A 16,542-nucleotide genomic window follows, 5' to 3' on the forward strand; every position below is an offset into this window, starting at 1 on the left:
CTGCCACCGGCCGTACGTCTTGTCGGTCGCGCCATGATCGAGTCCGCGGCCCGCACTCAGCCTCTGATGGGGTGCCGAGTGCGGGCCGGATTTCCCAGCCCGGCGGACGATCATCTGGACGTGGAGATCGACCTGCATGCCCATGTGGTGCGCCGGCCGGCCTCCACCTATTTCGTGCGTGCCGAGGGGGACTCCATGCGCGGCGACGGCATCCACCACGGTGACCTGCTGGTGGTGGACCGTAGCCTCGAGCCGTTGCCGGGGCGGGTGGTCGTCATCGCCGTGGACGGCGAGCCCACCGTCAAGCGGCTGGCCCGGCAGGGCGAGGGCATCGTGCTGCTGGCCAGCAACCCGCGCTTCGCGCCGATTCCGCTGGCCGGACGCGAATGCCATGTGTGGGGCGTGGTCACCCATGTGGTGCATGCCCTGCCGGAGGCGGCGCCATGATAGCCCTGGTCGACGCCAACCACTTCTATGTCAGCTGCGAGCGGGTCTTCGACCCGCGCCTGGAGGGGCGCCCGGTGGGCGTGCTCTCCAACAACGATGGCTGCGTGGTGGCGCGCTCTCCCGAGCTCAAGGCGCTGGGCGTGGCCATGGGCGCGCCACTGCACCTGCTGCCGCCGGAGATTCGCCGGCGCGCCACGCTGCTCTCCAGCAACTACGCCCTCTACGGCGACATGAGCCGGCGAGTGAACCAGGTGCTCGCGGAGTTCTCGCCGGACGTCGAGCCCTACTCCATCGACGAGAGCTTCGTGGGCTTCGACGGCTTTCCCGAACGGGACCTGGAGGCACGCTGCCGGGCGCTGCGCGACACCGTACGCCAGTGGACCGGGATTCCCGTCGGGGTCGGCGTGGCGCCGACCCGGGTGCTGGCCAAGGTGGCCAACCACCAGGCCAAGCGAGAGCCCGCCCACGAGGGGGTGTGCCGGCTGACGGCCGAGGGTGCCGCGACTCGCCGGGTGCTCGAGGGCCTGCCGGTGACCGCGCTGTGGGGCGTGGCGCGGCGCAGCGGCGAACGGCTGGCGCTGATGGGGATCGACACCGCCTGGCAGCTGCGCCAGGCCGACCCCAAGCGCATTCGGCGCGCCTTCTCGATGGTGCTGGAGCGCATCGTCTGGGAGCTGCGCGGCCATCCGGCCATCGTGCTCGAGGACCTGGCCGCGCCGCGCCAGCGTATCCTGGTGTCGCGCTCCTTCGGGCGGCTCACCGGTGAACTCGACGACCTGCAGGCGGCCGTTCGCCAGCACGGCGCCCGGGCCGCCGAGAAGCTGCGCCGCCAGGGCAGCCTGGCGAGAGCGCTGCAGGTGTTCTTGCGAACCAACCCCTTTCTGGCCGGCGAGCCCCAGTACCGCAACAGCGTGGTGGTGCCGCTGCCCGAGCCTACCGATGACAGCCGGGCGGTGCTCGAGGCGGCGTCGCGCGGGCTTGCGGCGCTGTTTCTCGAAGGCTATCGCTACCAGAAGTGCGGCGTGATGCTGCTGGACCTGGTGGACGCCGAGCGCCGCCAGCTTCCCCTGCTGGAAGGGCCGGTGGACGAGGCCAGGCGCGACCGCAGTCGGCGGCTGATGGCGACGCTGGACCGGCTCAACCGCGAGATGGGACGCGACACCGTGCGCTTTGGCCTGCCGCACCGGGACAGCGCCTGGATGCTGCGCTGCCAGCGGCGCACGCCGCGCTACACCACGCGCTGGGATGAGCTGATGAACGTCAGGGCGGGGTGAGGCCTCGGGGGCGTCAAAGATCGCGCTGGCGTCACTGCTAGCAAGCCCCGTGCGGTGCGGCGACAGGGCGTCAGCGGCGGGAATGGCGAAGGTGGCGCCGGGGTGCCATCCTGTAGGCACATCCCTGTCCCCGAAAGCCGGTGTTGAAGGAGACCTATGCCACTGCCGTCGATCCGGCGCTATCTGGCGCCTCTGCTGCTGGGCAGCCTGCTGCTGCTTGGCTTCCAACATGCCGCCGCTCGGGAGCTGGCCGCCGAGCCTGCCGATATGGTCGAGGTCGAGATCGCCACCGTCGGCGTGGCAGGAGCCGGCGGCCCGCCGGTGGTGCTGCTGCGCGAGCCCGGGGCCCGGGCGGTGATCCCGATCTTTATCGGGCCCAACGAGGCCGGCGCCATCCTCAGGGGGTTGAGCGGCGATCGCACGCCGCGCCCCATGACCCATGAGCTTCTCGGCAGCGTGCTCGAGGGCATCGATGTCACTCTGGAGCGGGTCTACGTCGATGCCATCGTCGATAACACCTTCCTGGGCATGCTGGAACTGCGGTTGGAGGGGCAGGAGGCGCCGGTACGCATCGATAGCCGACCCAGCGACGCCATCGCGCTGGCGCTCTATGCCGGGGCGAGCATCCATGTGGCCCCCCAGGTGCTGGAGGCCGCTCAGCAGATCGAGTATCAGGGCCTGGAAGACCAGGCGGTGGCCGCACTGGGCATTACCGTCACCCCGGTCAGCGATGACCTGCGCGAGGCCCTCGGCCTGCCGGACCAGGAAGGCGTGCTGGTCAGCGACGCCAGCGGGCCCGCCGCGGAGGCCGGGCTGACCCCCGGGGCGCTGCTGCTGGAGGTCAATGGTCAGGTGCCGGCGACGCCGATGGCGTTCCTCGAGCTGGTGCGCGATACGCCCGAGGGCGAAGAGGCCCGGCTGCGCTACTGGCAGGAAGGCGAAGAGCATGAGCTGGAACTCTCCACCGACGTTCCTTCGCCGCGCCCGGCCCCCCGTCAACGCCAGCGCCCCGACGCCCCCGCCATTCGCACCTGAGCCTTTGGCCGCTGCTCGCCACCCCTGCCCTGCGCCGCGGGGCGGTGGTGCGAGGGCGCGAGGCCGTCACTCTCGCGAGCGGGTGGCAAGCCAGGCGACGAGGGCGGCGCAGGCGCCGTAGAAGACGGGGCTGGCCAGGCCGTGGGCGATGAACGGCTCCAGGCCCAGGATGGCGCGAAGCCCGATGGCGGCGGCCATGATGCCGAAGCCGGCCAGGGCGGTAATGGTGAGGCGCTGTGATGTGGTCATCGGCGTGGCTCAGGTTGTATCGCGCAGCCGGGTGAGACCCTCCTGGGCGGTGGAGGCCACCAGACGGCCGCGGCGATCGTACAGACTGCCGCGGGCGAAGCCGCGGGCGCCCCCGGCCCAGGGGCTGTCCATGTCGTAGAGCAGCCAGTCGTTGACCTTGACGTCGTGATGAAACCACAGGGCGTGATCGAGGCTGGCGATCTGCAGCCGCGGGTCCCGAAAGCTGATGCCGTGGGGCACCAGGGCCGAGGTCAGCAGGTTGAAGTCGGAGCTATAGGCGAGCAGGTAGCGGTGCAGCGCCGGGTCGTCGGGCATATCGCCGGTCAGGCGGAACCACAGCCGCTTGCGCCCGGGCAGGCCCGGTTCGGCCTCGTCACCCAGGTGGAGAAACTCGATGGGGTGGCCGGGAAAGCGTTCCAGGCGGGCGTCGGGGCTATCGGTGAGCGCCTCCGGCAGGGCCACCTCGGGCATCGCCATCTGATGGGCCAGGCTCTGCTCGGCGCCCTGGAAGGAGGCGCTGCAGAAAAAGATCGGCCGGCCTTTCTGGATGGCGGTGACTCGGCGGGTGGTGAAGCTGCCGCCGTCGCGCACCGCGTCCACCTGATAGACTACCGGGCGATGCGGGTCGCCGGGGCGCAGGAAGTAGCCGTGCAGCGAGTGGGCGCGGCGGGCGGGGTCCACCGTGCGCGTGGCGGCCGACAGGGCCTGGCCCAGCACCTGGCCGCCAAATAGCTGCGGCAGGCCGAGATCCTGGCTGCGACCCCGAAACAGGTTCTCTTCCAGCTCTTCCAGGCCGAGCAGGTCGACCAGGGCATTCAGCGCGTCCGACATGGGGGATCCTCAGGGGCGTCTCATACGGTTGTTTCACTGTCAGCATACACGGAGTGCCGGTCGATGCGCAGCGACGAATTCTACATGCACCGCGCCCTGGATCAGGCGCGTCTCGGCCTGGCTGCCGGGGAGGTGCCGGTAGGCGCGGTGGTGGTGGATGCCGCCGGAGAGATCGTCGGGAAGGGCTACAACGCACCGGTCTCGGAGCACGACCCCAGCGCCCATGCCGAGATTCGGGCGCTGCGCGACGCCGGGGCGCGGCTGGGCAACTACCGTCTCGATGGCTGTAGCCTCTTCGTGACGCTGGAACCCTGCCTGATGTGCACCGGGGCGATCATCCATGCGCGTATCGCTCGGCTGGTCTACGGCGCCGCCGAGCCGCGCACCGGAATGGTGGAGTCGAAGGCCAACCTGATGGCCCAGCCGTGGCACAACCACCGGGTGGAGGTGCAGGGCGGGGTGCTGGCCGCCCGCGCTTCGCGGCTGCTCAAGGCTTTCTTCCAAGCGCGACGTGAGGCTTCGGACTCCGCGGCTTCATGAGCCGCGCCCCCGCTGTGCCGGTTACAGGATGGGCGGCACGATCTCGAACTCCCGGCCGTTGCCTTCCTCGTCGTCGAGCAGTTCGTTGAGCTGCAGGTACTGCTGCTGGCTGCGATCCACATGGGTGAGGATCTCGTAGTAGCGGCGGATGTTACGCACGTAGATCACCGGCTCGCCGCCGCGGGCATAGCCGTGGCGGGTCTGGCTGTGCCATTCGCGCTTCTGCAGCAGCGGCAGCGCCTCGCGCACGTCTTCCCAGGCGTCAGGGTCGCCGCCGAGCTGTTCGGCAATGCGCCGGGCGTCGTAGAGGTGGCCCAGGCCCACGTTGTAGGCGGCCATGGCCATGAACAGGCGATCCTCCCCCTGGATCGACTCCGGGAGCCGGTCCTTGATGTGGCGCAGGTAGCGGGAGCCGCCGTCGATGCTCTGGGCCGGGTCGAGGCGGTCGTCGACGCCCATTTCGCCGGCGGTGGGCAGGGTCAGCATCATCAGCCCGCGCACCCCGGTGGGCGAAGTGGCCTCCGGGTCCCAGTGGGATTCCTGGTAGCCCAGGGCCGCCAGCAGCTTCCAGTCGAAGCCGGTGTCGCGGGCGGCTTCGCGGAACAGCTCGGTATAGTCGGGCAGTCGGCCATGCACGTGGCCGATGAACACCCGAGCGCCGACGTATTCCAGGTAGTCGTCATGACCGAAGTAGCGGGCCACCAGGTCGTCCAGCACCTCTTCCTGGTGCAGGGCGTGCAGGAAGCGGTTGGCCTCCTGCTGCAGTCCGAGCCCGCCGGGGTGGGGAAACGCCCAGGCCATGGAGAGCGGTCGCCCCAAGGGAAAGCCGCGCTCCACGTCGGGAAAGAACAGCCGGTTGAGGCGGAACTGATGCTCGTAGACCACGGCGGCATCCAGGCTGCCGCTCTCGATCCGGCTGAGCAGCTCGGCCACCTCCACGTCGGAGGACTCCTGCCAGCCCAGCTCCGGGTGTTCGGCCTGCAGCTCGCGCAGCACCCGGTCGGCGCCGGAGCCGCGAATGGTCCCGATCTCGAGCCCGGCGAGCCGCTCGATATCGGTGACCGGCGGCAGGCCGCGGCGATAGACCAGCAGCGGCTGCAGGTCGAGGATCGCCCGGCTGTAGATCAGGCCTTCCCGGGTCGGCTCCAGGGGCAGGACGGCGGCGCCCAGGTCGCCTTCGCGCGCCACGGTCTCAAGCACGCTTTCGATGGAGTGGCTGGCATCCAAGGTCAGGCTGACGCCCAGGTGGTCGGCGAAACGCCGCATCAGCTCGTATTCGAAGCCGGTGGGGCCATGGCGGCCCTCGTAGTAGGTGGTGGGGGTGTTGCGCGTATGCACGCTGAGGAAGTCGCGGGCCAGCACCGCCTCGAGCTGACCCTCCGGGGGCGTCAGGTGGCGATAGGGCACGAGGCACAGCGCCACGCCCACTAGCAGGGCGGCGGCGATACGCAGGTGGCGCAGCGCTGGATGAGACGGTAGTCCGGGCATGAAGGCGACGGTCGGCGATGAGAGCCACACGATAGCGGCCGCAGCGGCGGCTGTCATCCGCTGCATTTCGCCAGCCCCCGCTTTCCAGTATCATGGGCGCTTTCTGCGCCGCCCGCGGCGGTTCCCCCTCATGCTGGCTTCAGAGGCTCCAAGACATGCTCGAACTTCGAGGCGCGCCCGCCCTTTCCGCTTTCCGTCATGCCAAGCTGCTGGCTGCCCTGCGCGCGCGGGTTCCCGAGATCGAGTCGCTGCACGCCGACTACGTGCACTTCGTGGATCACGACGGCGAACTGCCTGACCGGGCGCGGGACCTGCTCGCTCAGCTGCTCGACTATGGCGTCAAGGCCGAGGGGGCGTCCGACGCCCGCGGGGACGGTCAGCTGTTTCTGGTGGTGCCGCGCATCGGCACTCAGTCGCCCTGGTCCTCCAAGGCCACCGATATCGCCCACAGCTGCGGCCTCGGCCAGGTACGTCGCCTGGAGCGCGGGATCGCCTATCGGGTAGCCCTCAAGGCGCCGATGTCCGAAGCCGCCTTCCTGGCGATCGTGGCCACGCTGCACGACCGCATGACCGAAACGGTGCTCACCGACGCCTCTGACGCGGCCAGGCTGTTTGCCCATCACGCGCCGGCGCCGCTGGGCAGCGTGGATATCCTGGCGGGAGGGCGCGCAGCGCTCGAGACCGCTAACGGCGAGTTGGGCCTGGCGCTGGCCGCGGACGAGATCGACTACCTGGTGGGCGCCTTCCAGGAGCTTGGCCGCAACCCCACCGACGTCGAACTGATGATGTTCGCCCAGGCCAATTCCGAGCACTGCCGCCACAAGATCTTCAATGCCGACTGGGTGATCGACGGCGAGGCGCAGACGCACTCGCTGTTCAAGATGATCAAGAACACCTACCAGGCTTCGCCGGAGAACATCCTCTCTGCCTACAGCGACAACGCCGCGGTGATTCGGGGAACCACGGCGCCACGCTTCTTCGCCACGCCCCTGACCGGCGCCGATGGCGAGCGGGCCCGCTACGGCGCCGTCGAGGAGCCGATCCAGATCCTGATGAAGGTGGAGACCCACAACCATCCCACCGCCATCGCGCCCTATCCCGGTGCGGCCACCGGCGCCGGCGGCGAGATCCGCGACGAAGGCGCCACCGGCATCGGCGGCAAGCCCAAGGCGGGGCTGACCGGCTTCACCGTCTCCAACCTGCGCATCCCCGAGTTCGTCCAGCCTTGGGAGGCCTTCGACTACGGCAAGCCCGAGCGGATGCAGTCGGCGCTTTCCATCATGCTCGAGGGGCCCATCGGCGGTGCGGCCTTCAACAACGAGTTCGGCCGCCCCAACCTCGCCGGCTACTTCCGCAGCTACGAGCAGGACGCCCTGGGGGCGAACGGCATCGAGCGGCGCGGCTACCACAAGCCGATCATGATCGCCGGTGGCTACGGCAACATCCGCGACGGCCACGTCCAGAAGGGCGAGATTCCGGTGGGTGGCAAGCTGATCGTGATGGGTGGGCCGGCCATGCTGATCGGTCTGGGCGGCGGGGCGGCCTCGAGCATGGCCTCCGGCACCTCCAGCGCCGATCTCGACTTCGCCTCGGTGCAGCGCGAGAACCCCGAGATCGAGCGCCGTGCCCAGGAGGTGATCGACCGCTGCTGGGCGCTGGGCGAGGCCGATCCCATCCGCTTCTTCCACGATGTGGGCGCCGGGGGCTCTCCAACGCCCTGCCCGAGCTGGTCAAGGACGGCAACCGCGGCGGTCGTTTCGAGCTGCGTGAGGTGCCCAACGCCGAGCCCGGGATGAGCCCGCTGGAGATCTGGTGCAACGAGGCCCAGGAGCGCTACGTGCTGGCGGTGGCCCCTGAGGACCTCGATACCTTCGACGCCCTGTGTCGCCGCGAACGCTGCCCCTATGCGGTGGTGGGCGAGGCTACCGAGGCGCACCATCTCGAGGTGCGCGATGGCCATTTCGCCAGCCAGCCCGTCGACCTGCCGATGAGCGTGCTGTTCGGCAAGCCGCCGAAGATGACCCGCGAGTTCAGCCGCCAGGCCATCGAGCTGCCCGGGGTGATGCTCGACAACCTCGACCTGCGCGAGGCCATGGAGCGCGTGCTGCGCCTGCCTACCGTGGCTTCCAAGAGCTTTCTGATCACCATTGGCGATCGCTCCATTACCGGCATGGTGGCCCGCGACCAGATGGTCGGCCCTTGGCAGGTGCCGGTGGCCGACGTCGCCGTGACCACGGCGAGCTTCGACACCCATGCCGGCGAGGCCATGGCCATGGGCGAGCGCCCGCCGGTGGCGCTGATCGACCCCGCCGCCAGTGCCCGGCTGGCGGTGGCCGAGGCGATCACCAACCTGGCCGCGGCCCCTATCGAGAAGATCGGCGACATCAAGCTCTCCGCCAACTGGATGAGTGCCGCTGACCATGCCGGCGAGAACCAGGCGCTGTATGACGCCGTCCACGCCGTGGGCATGGAGCTCTGCCCGGCCCTGGGGATTGCCATCCCGGTGGGCAAGGACTCCATGTCCATGCGCACCGCCTGGCAGGAGGAGAGCGGCGAAGGCGAGCCCGAGGAGAAGAGCATCACCTCGCCGCTATCGCTGGTGGTCACCGGCTTCGCCCCGGTCACCGATGCCCTGAAGACGCTCACCCCGCAAATCAATCTGGAACAGGACGAGTCCGACCTGATCCTGATCGACCTGGGCGGCGGCAGGAATCGTCTGGGCGGCTCGGCGCTGGCTCAGGTCTACGGTCAGGTGGGCAGCGAGTGCCCCGACCTGGACGACCCGGAGGACCTCAAAGCGTTCTTCGCGGTGATCCAGGGGCTCAACGCCGAGGGCCAGCTGCTGGCCTACCATGACCGCAGCGATGGCGGCCTGCTGGTCACTCTGCTGGAGATGGCCTTCGCCGCGCGTGCCGGCCTGGAGATCAAGCTCGACTGGCTGGTCGACGAGCCCGTCGAGGCGGTGGATGCGCTGTTCGCCGAGGAGCTTGGCGCGGTGATCCAGGTCAACCGCCAGCATACCGAGGCGGTGCTGGCTCAGTTTGCCGCCGCGGGCATCGAGACCTGTGGCGTCATCGCCCGCCCGCGCTACGATGACCAGGTGCGGGTCACCCTCTTCGAGGAGCCGCTGCTGGAGACCACCCGGCTGCTGGCCCAGCGCACCTGGGCCGAGACCAGCTACCGGATGCAGGCGCTGCGCGACAACCCAGACTGCGCCAAGAGCGAGTTCGACGACCTGCTCGACGGCCGCGACCCGGGTCTATCCGCCGCCCCCAGCTTCGATATCGGCGAGGACATCGCCGCGCCCTACTTCCACCAGGCGCGTCCGGCGGTGGCGGTCCTGCGCGAGCAGGGCGTCAATGGCCACCTGGAAATGGCCTGGGCCTTCGACCGCGCCGGCTTCGAGGCCGTGGACGTGCATATGAGCGATATCCTCGAAGGACGGGTATCGCTGGAGGACTTCAAGGGGCTGGTGGCCTGCGGCGGCTTCTCCTATGGCGACGTGCTCGGCGCCGGCGGCGGCTGGGCCAAGTCGGTGCTGTTCAACGATCGGGCCCGGGAGCAGTTCGCGGGCTTCTTCGGCCGCGGCGACAGCTTCTCGCTGGGGGTCTGCAACGGCTGTCAGATGCTCGCCCAGCTCAAGGAGCTGATTCCCGGCGCCGAGGCCTGGCCGCGTTTCGTGCGCAATGAATCCGAGCAGTTCGAGGCTCGGGTGGCCATGGTCCAGGTGGAGCAGAGCCCGTCGATCCTGCTGGCCGGCATGCAGGGCTCCCGCCTGCCCATCGCCGTGGCCCACGGTGAGGGCCGTGCCGAGTTCCGCGACAGCGCCCACCTGCGCGGCATCCAGGGCAGCACCCAGGTGGCTCTGCGCTATGTGGACAACTACGGTCAGGTGACCACGCGCTACCCGGCCAATCCCAACGGCTCGCCTTCGGGGATTACCGGCCTGACCACTCCGGATGGCCGCGTCACCATCATGATGCCCCATCCGGAGCGGGTGGTGCGGGCCGTCACCAACTCCTGGCGCCCCGGCGACTGGGCCCAGGACGGCGCCTGGCTGCGGCTGTTCCGCAACGCCCGGGTCTGGGTGGACTGAAGCCGGAGAAGGCTCTGATCCCATCAGCAGAGGCGGCCACTGGCCGCCTCTTGCGCATCATGATGCTGGTGGGTGCGCCAGCGGCTATCCCGCCGATGCCATCCTGCCGCTTTGTCGGCAGGCGGCACGGTACTCCTGCAGCACGGCGTGTTCGGCGCGCTTCTGGCGGAGTATCGCCGACAGTGCCGGGTCGAGGGCGGGAATGGCGCTGGCCTCGCGCAGGTGCTCATCGAAATGCAGCGAGTATTCGGCGCCAGCGATCGCCTGCTGGAGCTCATCGAGGGCCGCGTCCGGACCATCGATGACAAAGCGGTGGGTCGAGTTGCCGTGATGGCCGTGGTGCTGCTGGGTGCCGCGGGCGGGTGAGGAGGCGTGTCCAAGCTGCTCTGCCATGCGTTTCAGCTCCTCCACGCGCATTTCGCACTGGATGCCCAGCGAGGCCATCAAGCGGCTGGTGGCAGTGTTGAAGGTCAGAAAACTGAAGGCGAGTCGTCGGTAGCGGTTAAGCTCTGCGCGCTCGTGGGCATCGGCCAGCGTCAGCAGTTCGTCCAATACCAGCACCAGCTTCGCTGTCGTTGTTTGAGTCGTTGGCATGGGCAGTACCTCGAAATGGGGGCGCAATCTTCAGGGGAGTTCGACCTGCGAAGCATCCTGATAAATTGTGCCCGGGATCTCATGATCTATGTCAAGAAATCCTGGCGATAATGACGATGAATCAGGCATTTCATAAAACAAGCATGATGAAAGTCAGCGGCCTGCCTCCCCCATTCCCCAGACAGGCTGCGGCTTTCGTCTAATTCGGCACCTCCGCTCACTATAGACCAGAGGAGCTTCCTGCGGGGTGGGCGTGCGCGATAGGGTGCATATTAAACAAGTGTTTGAATATGGTGCTTTCCCCGGGCACACTCGATACATTGACGAGGTGAGGAGAATGGCCGTGGAAAGGTGCTTCGAAGAACGGGTGCGGTTGACGGTCGATGCGGCGGGCGTAGCCCAGGTGAGCCTGGCCCGGCCGGCGGCCCACAATGGGCTGGACTGGGCCATGATCGATGGCCTGCTGGCGGCCCAGCGGTGCCTGGCCGAGCGCGAGGGGCTGCGTGCTTTGGTGCTGACGGGGGAGGGCGAGAGCTTCTGTGCCGGGCTCGACATGGGAGCGATCATGGCCCAGCCCGAGCGGGTGCCCAGCCTGCTCGAGCCCGATACCGCCGACGGCGTCAATCCCGTGCAGCGCCTGGCGCTGGGCTGGCGCACCCCCGGCGTGCCGGTGATCGCCGCGCTCCAGGGGCACGTCTACGGCGGGGGCTGCAGATCGCCCTGGGGGCCGATATCCGCGTGGTTCACCCGAAGGCGCGGCTGGCGCTGCTGGAAATCGTCTGGGGCATCATCCCCGACATGGCCATCAGCGTCACGGGGGCGGGCTTCGCGGCGATGTGCTGCGCGAGCTGGCCTGGACCGGCCGCAAGGTGGGCGGTGAGGAAGCCGTGACCCTGGGGCTGGCGACCCGGCTGTCGACCACACCGCAGGAGACCGCGCGGCAGGTGGCGGCCACCGTCGCCGAGCACTCCCCCGGGCGGTGGCGGCGGTGGGCGAACTGCTGGACGGGGCGCCGGGTCTGGACCGCCGCGAGCGGCTGGCCCGGGAGGCGCGCCTGCAAGCTACGCTGCTCGGCTCGGCCGAGCAGCAGGAGGCCGTGGCGGCACGCCTGGCCGGTCGCCCGGCGCGTTTCACCCCCTGACGTGGGCACCCTGGGCGGGTAGGATAGGTCGCCCGTCCCGGAGCCGCTTTTTTCATGACCGCACCCTCCACTGCCCCGCCCACGCTTCGTCCCTATCAGCAGGAGGCGGTGCGCCGGGTGGTGATGCACTTTCGCGGTACCGATGAGCCCGCCGTGGTGGTGCTGCCTACCGGCAGCGGCAAGTCCCTGGTGATCGCCGAGCTGGCGCGCCTCGCCCGGGGGCGAGTGCTGGTGCTGGCCCATGTGCGCGAGCTGGTCGAGCAGAACCACGCCAAGTACCAGGCCTATGGCCTCGAGGCGGACATCTTCAGTGCCGGATTGGGACGCAAGGAGAGCAGCCGCCAGGTAGTGTTCGGCTCGGTGCAGTCGGTGGCCAGGAACCTGCCCGCGTTCGCGGCGTCAGCCCCGGGGCAGGGCGAGTTTACCCTGCTGGTGATCGACGAGTGCCACCGGGTCTCGCTGGACGATGACTCCAGCTACCGCCAGGTGATCGCCTATCTTCAACAGCGCAGTCCGCGGCTCAAGGTGCTCGGCCTCACTGCCACGCCTTACCGGTTGGGGCAGGGATTCATCTACCACCGCCACTATCACGGCATGGTGCGCGGCGAGGCGGACAGCTTTTTTCAGGACTGTGTCTTCGAGCAGCCGCTGCGGCTGATGGTCAAGCAGGGCTATCTGGCCGAGCCGCGGCGAATCGATGCTGCCGTCGAACGCTACGACTTCGCGGCGCTGATTCCCTCGTCCAGTGGGCTGTTCCGGGAGGAGGCACTCAATCGGGTGGCGGCGGGCAACCGCGCCACGCCGGGCATCATCGCCGAGGTGATCGAGCGTGCCCACGACCGGCAGGGGGTGATGCTGTTCGCTGCCACCGTGGCCCATGCCGAGGAGATCATGGGCTACCTGCCCACAGGCCAGGCGGCGCTGATCACCGGCGAGACCCCCTCCGTCGAGCGCGAACGCCTCATCGGCGCCTTCAAGGCGCGCCGGCTCAAGTACCTGGTCAATGTGGCGGTGCTCACCATCGGCTTCGATGCCCCCCATGTGGACCTGATCGCCATCCTGCGTCCCACCGAGTCGGTGAGCCTCTATCAGCAGATCGTCGGTCGCGGCCTGCGCCTCTCGCCCGGCAAGCGCGACTGCCTGATCCTCGACTACGCCGGCAATCCTTGGGACCTCTACGCCCCGGAGGTGGGATCGCCGAGACCCGCCTCCGACTGCGAGCCGGTGCAGGTAGCGTGTCCCGCCTGCGGCCATGCCAACCTCTTCTGGGGCAAGCGCGACGGCGAACTGGTGATCGAGCACTTCGGCCGCCGCTGCCAGGGGCTGGTTGAAGGGGAAGCGGGCGCCGATAGACAGCATGGCGCGGCTTCGGGCGCCGATAGACAGTGCGACTTTCGCTTTCGCTTCAAGACCTGCGGCGACTGCGGCGCCGAGAATGATATCGCCGCACGGCGCTGCCACGGCTGCGACACCCTGCTGGTGGACGCCGACGACAAGTTAAAGGAGGCGCTGCGCCTGCGCGACGCCCGGGTTCTCAGAGTGGCCGGCATGCAGCTCGAGTCCACCCTCAATGGCCGTGGCATGCCCCGGCTCAGGGTCACCTACCACGACGAGGATGGGGCCACCCTGTCGGAGTGGTTCGCCCTGGAGACCCCAGCCCAGCGCGCTGCCTTCTCCACGGTCTTCCTGCGCCACCACCTGCGCGCACCGGGCGTGCCCTTCCGGCCCACCACGCCGGAGGAGGTGGTCGCCGAGCGGCGCCGCCTGCGTCACCCGGATTTCGTGGTAGGGCGCAAGGTAGGGCGCCACTGGCAGGTGCGCGAAAGCTCTTCGACTACGTCGGGCGCTATCGCCGTGCCGAAGCGGCGGAGTAAGCGTGAGTGGTCTGAACGTGAGGCGTCGGGGACAGGCCGTAGGGGAGGTCCTACGCCATGGATGGCGTCGGTAGCGTACAGGGACGTATTCACAGCGCCTCCCCGATGGTCCGACACTTCGGGGCCTGTCGCCGGATCAGCCTCGTGTGGGCTGTGAGTGCAGTCGCTGGCGCTGATGCTGTCTCCTGGGCCGCCATCTTGCTAGACTGGCGCGTTGATCCTGCGTCCCCGGAGAGGCACGCCGCGTGAGCGCCACCCCCGATACCGCCAGCCCCGAGCCGAGCGCCGCCGAGAGCGGCGGAGAAGGTGCCGCCGCGCCCCAGCAGGCCGTGGCGCTGGGGCGGCTGTTCGACGAGCCGATCACCGAGCTGCCCGAGGATCTCTACATCCCACCGGAGGCGCTGCGGGTGTTCCTCGAGGCCTTCGAGGGGCCGCTGGACCTGCTGCTCTACCTGATTCGCCGCCAGAACCTGGATATCCTGACCGTCGACGTGGCCGCCATCACCCGCCAGTACATCGAGTACGTGGAGCTGATGAAGGCCATGGAGATCGAGCTGGCCGGCGAGTACCTGCTGATGGCGGCGATGTTGGCCGAGATCAAGTCGCGCACCCTGCTGCCGCGCCCGCCGAAGGAGGGTGGGGACGGCGACGAGGAGGACCCGCGGGCCGAGCTGATCCGCCGCCTGCAGGAGTACGAGCAGCTCAAGCAGGCCGCCGAGGCGCTGGCCGAGCTGCCCCGGGTGGGGCGCGACTGGTTTCCGGCGCGTGCCGCCCTGCCGCCGCTGCAGGCGCGGGTGATCCATCCCGAGGTGGAGCTCGATGAGCTGCTCGGCGCCCTGGCCGGCATCCTCAAGCGCGCCGAGCTCAACCAGGCCCACCAGATCAGCCGCGAAGTGCTCTCCACCCGGGCGCGGATGCTGGCGATCATGGAGCGGCTGAGCCACGAGCGCTACACCCCCTTCGAGGCGCTGTTCACCCTGGAGGAGGGGCGCGCGGGCGTGATCGTCACCTTCATGGCGATCCTGGAGCTGGCCAAGGAGGCGATGATCGAGATCGTGCAGAATGCCCCGCTGTCGCCGATCCACGTGCGCGCCCGGACACCCCATGATGCCGAGGCGGAGGTCGAGTCGGCGGCTGACGAGGCAGTAGCAAGCGAGGAGGCGGGGGAGAGCGCCTTCGCCGAGGATGACCCCGAGGGAGGCGAGGCGACATGACGGCCATGGAGCAGCCGGGCAGCCTGGATGAGATCCTCGAGGCGGCGCTGCTGGCGGCCGGCGAGCCGCTGTCGCTGGATCGCCTGGAGGCGCTGTTCGATGATCACGAGCGACCGCCGCGCCGGTCGCTGCGCGAGGCGCTCACCCGGGTGGAGGTGCGCCACGAGTGCGGCGCCATGGAGCTGCTCGAGACCGCCTCGGGCTTTCAGTTGCGCATTCGGCCGCGGCTCTCGTCCTGGGTGTCGCGGCTGTGGGATGAGCGCCCCCAGCGCTACTCCCGGGCGCTGCTGGAGACCCTGGCGCTGATCGCCTATCGTCAGCCGGTGACCCGTGGCGACATCGAGGAGGTGCGCGGGGTGGCGGTGAGCAGCTCGATCATGCGCACCCTGGCCGAACGCGGCTGGGTGCGGGTCGTCGGGCATCGCGACGTGCCGGGTCGCCCGGCGGTCTATGCCACCACCCGGGCCTTTCTCGACGACTTCGGGCTCAAGACCCTGGATGAGCTGCCGCCCACGCATGAGCTCAAGAACCTCGACGAGTCGCCGTTCGGCGACCCCTACGCCGAGGAGGCGCCGCCGGCCGCGCCGGCCGAGGTGCTGGCCCAGGCCGATGCCCCCGGCCCGGACGATGAGGCCAACGTTTCAGTGGCAGCCGACCAGCAGCATGACGACACGACGGCCGGGACGGCCGACGAGACACACGCCGGGACGGCGTCCGACCGGTCAGGGCTGAGCTTCGCCGATCTCGAGGCTCGCCTGGCCGAACGTGCCCGCACCAGCGTCGCGGAAGACGGCGGAGCGGGGGCGGAATCCATACCCGAAGAGAGGTCTGACGACCCATGAGCAACACCACGGAAAAACTGCAGAAGGTTCTCGCCCGCGCCGGGCTCGGCTCGCGCCGCGAGATGGAAGCGGCCATCGCTGCCGGCCGGGTCAAGGTCAACGGCAAGCCGGCGACCCTGGGCGATCGCATCGAGCTGCGCGACCGGGTCAGCTTCGACGAGCGCCCGGTGACCCTGCGCGGCGCCGAAGAGACCCCGCGGCGGGTCATCATGTACAACAAGCCGGAAGGGGAGCTGTGCACCCGCAAGGATCCGGAGGGGCGGCGCACCGTCTTCGAGCGGCTGCCGCGCCTGAAGGGCGAGCGCTGGATCGCCATCGGCCGGCTGGACATCAATACCAGCGGCCTGCTGCTGTTCACCACCGATGGCGAGCTGGCCAATCGCCTGATGCACCCCTCCACCCAGATCGAGCGGGAGTATGCCGTGCGCGTCATGGGGGAGGTGACCCGGGAGCACGTGCGGGCCATGGTCGAGGGCGTGATGCTCGAAGACGGACCGGCGCGCTTCACCGACGTGCAGGAGTTCGGTGGGGAGGGCATCAACACCTGGTTCCACGTGGTGATCACTGAGGGCCGCAACCGCGAGGTGCGCCGCTTATGGGAGTCCCAGGGTCTGACGGTGAGCCGCCTCAAGCGGGTGCGCTACGGCAATATCTTTCTCGACAAGCGGGCCCGCGCCGGGGAATGGGTCGAGCTCTCCCAGGACGAGATCGACGACCTGGCGGTGAATGCCGGGCTGGCGCCGCGCAAGGTGCCGGAGCTGACGCCGGACGAGAAGAACCGCTGGAGCCGCGACAAGAACAAGCGCCGCCCGGTGCAGGCGATGCGCAAGCCCAAGGGGCAGCGTGGCCGGTGAGGCCGCCGGCTGCGACCAAAGGCAAAAAAGTCCTTGCCAGTGAAGGGTGCGATCAGTAATATC

Annotated in this window: 13 protein-coding genes and 2 pseudogenes; 11 read left to right on the plus strand and 4 right to left on the minus strand. The window is 69.1% G+C overall.

All coding sequences use genetic code 11. The annotated features are described in order from the left end of the window. Nucleotides 1-33: 33 nt before the first annotated feature. The 3 genes from ACSJDS_RS05365 to ACSJDS_RS05375 all read left to right on the plus strand — a co-directional run bounded on the left by ACSJDS_RS05365 (nucleotide 34) and on the right by ACSJDS_RS05375 (nucleotide 2,756). A complete protein-coding gene (locus ACSJDS_RS05365) occupies nucleotides 34-447 on the plus strand; it encodes a LexA family protein (RefSeq protein WP_473032385.1) in 414 nt (137 codons plus the stop codon). After that, nucleotides 444-1,721 carry a Y-family DNA polymerase gene (locus ACSJDS_RS05370; RefSeq protein ID WP_473032386.1) on the plus strand — a complete coding sequence of 426 codons (1,278 nt, stop codon included), beginning with the start codon at nucleotides 444-446 and terminating at the stop codon, nucleotides 1,719-1,721. Before ACSJDS_RS05365 ends, ACSJDS_RS05370 begins: the two co-directional genes overlap by 4 nt. Before the next feature lie 156 nt (nucleotides 1,722-1,877). Continuing rightward, nucleotides 1,878-2,756, plus strand: a complete 879-nt coding sequence (locus tag ACSJDS_RS05375) for a bifunctional nuclease family protein (protein WP_473032387.1) — start codon at nucleotides 1,878-1,880, stop codon at nucleotides 2,754-2,756. A 66-nt stretch (nucleotides 2,757-2,822) separates the two neighbouring features. Here the strand turns inward: ACSJDS_RS05375 and ACSJDS_RS05380 are convergent, their stop codons facing one another. Both ACSJDS_RS05380 and ACSJDS_RS05385 read right to left on the minus strand, forming a co-directional pair. Next, complete coding sequence (locus ACSJDS_RS05380) at nucleotides 2,823-3,005, minus strand: hypothetical protein (protein ID WP_473032388.1); 183 nt, start codon at nucleotides 3,003-3,005, stop codon at nucleotides 2,823-2,825. Nucleotides 3,006-3,014: 9 nt separating this feature from the next. Beyond that, nucleotides 3,015-3,836: an acyl-CoA thioesterase gene (locus tag ACSJDS_RS05385; RefSeq protein ID WP_473032389.1), complete on the minus strand. Its 822-nt coding sequence runs from the start codon at nucleotides 3,834-3,836 to the stop codon at nucleotides 3,015-3,017. 63 nt (nucleotides 3,837-3,899) lie between these two features. On the opposite strand from ACSJDS_RS05385, the gene tadA reads away from it, so the two are divergent. Continuing rightward, nucleotides 3,900-4,376 (plus strand): tRNA adenosine(34) deaminase TadA, encoded by a 477-nt coding sequence (tadA, locus tag ACSJDS_RS05390; RefSeq protein ID WP_473032390.1) that lies wholly within the window; start codon nucleotides 3,900-3,902, stop codon nucleotides 4,374-4,376. 21 nt (nucleotides 4,377-4,397) lie between these two features. On the opposite strand, the gene mltF is transcribed toward tadA, so the two are convergent. After that, nucleotides 4,398-5,864 carry a membrane-bound lytic murein transglycosylase MltF gene (gene mltF / locus ACSJDS_RS05395; RefSeq protein WP_473034979.1) on the minus strand — a complete coding sequence of 489 codons (1,467 nt, stop codon included), beginning with the start codon at nucleotides 5,862-5,864 and terminating at the stop codon, nucleotides 4,398-4,400. 155 nt (nucleotides 5,865-6,019) lie between these two features. Here mltF and purL point away from each other — a divergent pair. Next, nucleotides 6,020-9,960 (plus strand): annotated as a pseudogene (purL, locus tag ACSJDS_RS05400) (phosphoribosylformylglycinamidine synthase). A gap of 84 nt (nucleotides 9,961-10,044) precedes the next feature. On the opposite strand, the gene ACSJDS_RS05405 reads toward purL, so the two are convergent. Next, the gene (locus tag ACSJDS_RS05405; RefSeq protein WP_473032391.1) at nucleotides 10,045-10,554 is read right to left on the minus strand and encodes a hypothetical protein; all 510 of its coding nucleotides are present in this window, start codon (nucleotides 10,552-10,554) and stop codon (nucleotides 10,045-10,047) included. A gap of 343 nt (nucleotides 10,555-10,897) precedes the next feature. On the opposite strand from ACSJDS_RS05405, the gene ACSJDS_RS05410 reads away from it, so the two are divergent. The 6 genes and pseudogenes from ACSJDS_RS05410 to rluB all read left to right on the plus strand — a co-directional run bounded on the left by ACSJDS_RS05410 (nucleotide 10,898) and on the right by rluB (nucleotide 16,479). After that, entirely contained in the window at nucleotides 10,898-11,434 is a 537-nt protein-coding gene (locus ACSJDS_RS05410) for an enoyl-CoA hydratase-related protein (protein WP_473032392.1), read from the plus strand. A gap of 108 nt (nucleotides 11,435-11,542) precedes the next feature. Beyond that, complete coding sequence (locus tag ACSJDS_RS05415; RefSeq protein ID WP_473032393.1) at nucleotides 11,543-11,695, plus strand: hypothetical protein; 153 nt, start codon at nucleotides 11,543-11,545, stop codon at nucleotides 11,693-11,695. A gap of 54 nt (nucleotides 11,696-11,749) precedes the next feature. After that, a pseudogene (gene radD, locus ACSJDS_RS05420) lies at nucleotides 11,750-13,569 on the plus strand (DNA repair helicase RadD). A 245-nt stretch (nucleotides 13,570-13,814) separates the two neighbouring features. Continuing rightward, on the plus strand, nucleotides 13,815-14,783 hold the full coding sequence (locus tag ACSJDS_RS05425; protein WP_473032394.1) for a segregation and condensation protein A: 969 nt from the start codon (nucleotides 13,815-13,817) through the stop codon (nucleotides 14,781-14,783). Continuing rightward, the gene (gene scpB / locus ACSJDS_RS05430) at nucleotides 14,780-15,625 is read left to right on the plus strand and encodes an SMC-Scp complex subunit ScpB (protein ID WP_473032395.1); all 846 of its coding nucleotides are present in this window, start codon (nucleotides 14,780-14,782) and stop codon (nucleotides 15,623-15,625) included. Before ACSJDS_RS05425 ends, scpB begins: the two co-directional genes overlap by 4 nt. Then, on the plus strand, nucleotides 15,622-16,479 hold the full coding sequence (gene rluB, locus ACSJDS_RS05435) for a 23S rRNA pseudouridine(2605) synthase RluB (RefSeq protein WP_473032396.1): 858 nt from the start codon (nucleotides 15,622-15,624) through the stop codon (nucleotides 16,477-16,479). Before scpB ends, rluB begins: the two co-directional genes overlap by 4 nt. The last annotated feature ends 63 nt before the right edge of the window (nucleotides 16,480-16,542 follow it).

The organism is Halomonas sp. SL18_1, assembly GCF_055755715.1.